The organism is Streptomyces sp. NPDC051173 (assembly GCF_040689515.1).
Taxonomy (GTDB): Bacteria; Actinomycetota; Actinomycetes; order Streptomycetales; family Streptomycetaceae; genus Streptomyces.
Map to the genome: position 1 here is coordinate 1 of NZ_JBFBBD010000153.1, position 3,508 is coordinate 3,508.

A 3,508-nucleotide genomic window follows, 5' to 3' on the forward strand; every position below is an offset into this window, starting at 1 on the left:
ACTTCGTGACCGCGTGCAGCGCGAGGGCCGCGGTGAGCACGGCTCCGACGGTGATGCCGGTGACGAGGCCGAACAGTACGGCACAGCCGCACCCGGCGTTTGAGGACGCGCCCGCAGGGCGCTCCCGCCGCAGGCGGCAACGGACCCGCACTCGGCAACGGCGAGCAGCCCAAGACACTAGCCACCCTGAACGCCGAGGAGACCCTCGACCTCCGCAGGCGTCGGCATCGCGGACGAACACGACAGCCGCGAAGCCACCAGCGCCCCCGCCGCGTTCGCGTACCGCAGCGCCGCCTCCAAGGGACGCCCCGCCAACAAGCCGTCGCACAGGGCCCCTCCGAACGCGTCGCCCGCGCCCAGGCCGTTCAGGACCTCGATCTCCACCGGCGGGACCTCGGCCGTCGTGCCGTCCCGGTGGACGGCGAGGACGCCCTTGGGGCCCTGTTTGACGACGGCCAGTTCGACGCCGGCGTCGAGGAGCGCCCAGGCCGCCGCGAGCGGTTCGCGTTCGCCGGTGGCGACCTCGCACTCGTCGGCGTTGCCGACGGCGACGGTGGCGTGGGCGAGGGCGGCCGCGTAGTACGGCCGGGCGGTGGCCATCGCGGCGGCGCCCGTACGCCCGCCGTCGCCGGAGGCGCCCCCCTCGCCGCCCCAGAAGAGCGGGCGCCAGTCGAGGTCGAAGACCGTGGTGCCCCGCTTGGCGCGGGCCGCGAGCGCGGCCAGGGTCGCGGAGCGGCTCGGCTCCTCGCACAGCCCCGTGCCCGTCACCCAGAAGATCCGGGCGGCGCGCACGGCGTCCAGGTCCAGCTCGGCGGTGTGGATGTCGAGGTCGGGCGCCTTGGGGCGGCGGTAGAAGTAGAGCGGGAAGTCGTCCGGCGGGAAGATCTCGCAGAAGGTCAGGGGCGTGGGGTGGGCGGGTACGGCCGTCACCCACCGGTCGTCCACGCCGAAGTCGCGCAGCGCCCGGTGGACGTAGTCGCCGAAGGGGTCGGCGCCGGTGCGGCTGATCAGCGCGGTGCGGCGGCCGAGCCGGGCGGCGGCGACCGCGACATTGGCCGGCGACCCGCCGAGGAACTTCCCGAAGGTCTCGACCTCCGCCAACGGCACGCCGGGCTGGAGGGGATAGAGGTCCACCCCGACCCGGCCCATCGTGATCAGGTCGTACGGTCCCGTCTCGCTCATGGGGTCAGGTCTAGCCGGGGCCTCACGACCCTGTCAAGGAATTGTCCTTACATATTGACGTACTCGGGCCGGACTTGACGTGACGTCCGAATGTCCGGACGTAACCTTGACACCCCGTCCGCCCGGCGGGGAAGCTACGGAGGAGCCCCGCCCCTCGTCCGAGGCGACCCGAGGAGAGCCGCAGATGCCCCCCAGCCCCGCTCCGTCGCCCCCGTCCCGCATCCGGGTGGGTTCCGCCCCGGACTCCTGGGGCGTGTGGTTCGCCGACGATCCGGCCCAGGTCCCCTGGCAGCGCTTTCTGGACGAGGTCGCCGACGCGGGCTACGCCTGGATCGAGCTCGGGCCGTACGGCTATCTCCCCACCGCCCCCGCCCGGCTGCGCGACGAGACCGGCCGGCGCGGCCTCTCCGTCTCCGCGGGCACGGTCTTCACCGCCCTCCACCGCGGCCCCGCCGTCTGGGACGCGACCTGGGAGCAGGTGGCGGCGGTCGCCGGGCTGGCGCGGGCGACGGGCGCGCGGCACCTGGTCGTCATCCCGTCCTTCTGGCGCGACGACCGCACCGCCGAGACCGTGGAGAGCCCCGAGCTGACGGCCGAGCAGTGGCGCCACCTGGCCACGGGCACGGAGCGGCTGGCCCGCGAGGTGCGCGACCGCTTCGGGCTGGACATCGTCGTCCACCCGCACGCCGACACCCACATCGACACCGAGGCGCACGTCGAGCGCTTCCTCGACGCGACGGACCCGGCGCTGGTCAACCTGTGCCTGGACACCGGCCATTACGCGTACTGCGGCGGTGACAGCGTCAAGCTCATCGAGACCTACGGCGAGCGGATCGGCTACCTCCACCTCAAGCAGGTCGACCCGGCGGTGCTGGCGGACGTGGTCGCCAAGGGCACGCCGTTCGGGCCCGCCGTGCGGCAGGGCGTGATGTGCGAACCGCCGCGCGGCGTACCGGCGCTGGAGCCCGTGCTCGCGGCCGCCGCGAAGCTGGACGCCGATCTGTTCGCCATCGTGGAGCAGGACATGTACCCCTGCTCTCCCGACCGCCCGCTGCCCATCGCCCGGCGCACCCGGCGCTATCTGCGGGGCTGCGGCGTCTGACGGCGTCCCCGCAACGCACGGAAGCAAGGAGACACGCACCATGACGCAGCAAGGCACGCTCGGCGTCGCCGTCATCGGCACGGGGCGGATGGGCGCCGACCACGTCCGGCGGCTCGACCGGGTCATCAGCGGGGCGCGGGTCGCGGCGGTCGTCGACGTCGACGGCGACCGCGCGAAGGGGGCTGCCGCCGGCATCGACGGCTGCACGGCCTACACCGACACGGCCGCCGCCCTGTCCGCCCCCGACGTGGACGCCGTGCTCATCGCCTCCCCCGGCCCCGCGCACGAGGCCGCGCTGCTGGCGGCGTTCGCGCGCGACCTGCCCGTGCTGTGCGAGAAGCCGCTGACGCCGGACGCCGCGTCCGCGCTGCGCGTGGTGGAGGCCGAGGCCCGGCTCGGGCACCGGCGCGTCCAGGTGGGCTTCATGCGGCGGTACGACGCGGAGTATCTCCAGCTGAAGGCCCTGCTGGACGGCGGCGGGATCGGGCGCCCGCTGATGCTGCACTGCCGGCACCGCAACGTCACCACGCCGCCCGGCTTCACCGAGCAGATGATGATCAACGACTCGGTGGTCCACGAGATCGACGCCACCCGCTGGCTCCTCGGCCAGGAGATCGCCGCCGTCACCGTCCTCAAGCCGGCCCGCTCCCCCGCCGCGCCCGAGGGCCTGAGCGACCCCCAGCTCGTCCTCCTGGAGACCTCCGGCGGCGCCCTCGCGGACGTCGAGATCTTCGTCAACTGCGGCTTCGGCTACCAGGTCCAGTGCGAGGCCGTCGGCGAGCGCGGCAGCGCGCGCATCGGCGACGCGCACGGCCCGCTCGTGAACACGGCGGGCCGCTGGGGCGGCGAGATCGCCCAGGACTTCGTGACGCGCTTCCGCTCCGCGTACGACGAGCAGGTGCAGCGCTGGGTGACGGCCACGCGGTCGGGGCGCGTGGAGGGACCCTCGGCGTGGGACGGGTACGCGGCGGCGGCGGCCTGCGAAGCGGGCACCCGGTCGCAGGTGTCGGGTGCCCGCGAGGTGGTCGCCTTGGCGCGGCGGCCGGCGCTGTACCGGTGATCGCCGCCTGCGGCGGGCTTTTTCCCCTACCCGCCCCTTCCCGAAACTGGGGCTGCGCCCCAGACCCCCGCAACACGGCTTCGCGCGTTGTCCTCAAACGCCGGACGGGCTGAATGGTGCAGACCGTAGCCAGCGAAATCAGCCCGTCCGGCGTTTGAGGACAC

The 3,508-nt window shown here is 74.0% G+C and carries 3 protein-coding genes; 2 read left to right on the forward strand and 1 reads right to left on the reverse strand.

Annotated elements, in window-relative coordinates; translation table 11 throughout:
- Positions 1-177 precede the first annotated feature (177 nt).
- Positions 178-1,182, reverse strand: a complete 1,005-nt coding sequence (iolC, locus tag AB0435_RS33940; RefSeq protein WP_366428711.1) for a 5-dehydro-2-deoxygluconokinase — start codon at positions 1,180-1,182, stop codon at positions 178-180.
- A 184-nt stretch (positions 1,183-1,366) separates the two neighbouring features.
- On the opposite strand from iolC, the gene AB0435_RS33945 reads away from it, so the two are divergent.
- Together AB0435_RS33945 and AB0435_RS33950 are read left to right on the forward strand one after the other, a co-directional pair.
- Positions 1,367-2,284: a sugar phosphate isomerase/epimerase gene (locus AB0435_RS33945; protein ID WP_366008033.1), complete on the forward strand. Its 918-nt coding sequence runs from the start codon at positions 1,367-1,369 to the stop codon at positions 2,282-2,284.
- A gap of 40 nt (positions 2,285-2,324) precedes the next feature.
- The gene (locus AB0435_RS33950; RefSeq protein ID WP_366008034.1) at positions 2,325-3,344 is read left to right on the forward strand and encodes a Gfo/Idh/MocA family oxidoreductase; all 1,020 of its coding nucleotides are present in this window, start codon (positions 2,325-2,327) and stop codon (positions 3,342-3,344) included.
- Positions 3,345-3,508: the final 164 nt, after the last annotated feature.

What these genes read in the sequence shown, in the direction of transcription:
- iolC (WP_366428711.1), bottom strand. Translation starts at nt 1,182, where the DNA reads ATGAGCGAGACGGGACCGTACGACCTGATCACGATGGGCCGGGTCGGG.
- AB0435_RS33950 (WP_366008034.1), top strand. Translation starts at nt 2,325, where the DNA reads ATGACGCAGCAAGGCACGCTCGGCGTCGCCGTCATCGGCACGGGGCGG.
- AB0435_RS33945 (WP_366008033.1), top strand. Translation starts at nt 1,367, where the DNA reads ATGCCCCCCAGCCCCGCTCCGTCGCCCCCGTCCCGCATCCGGGTGGGT.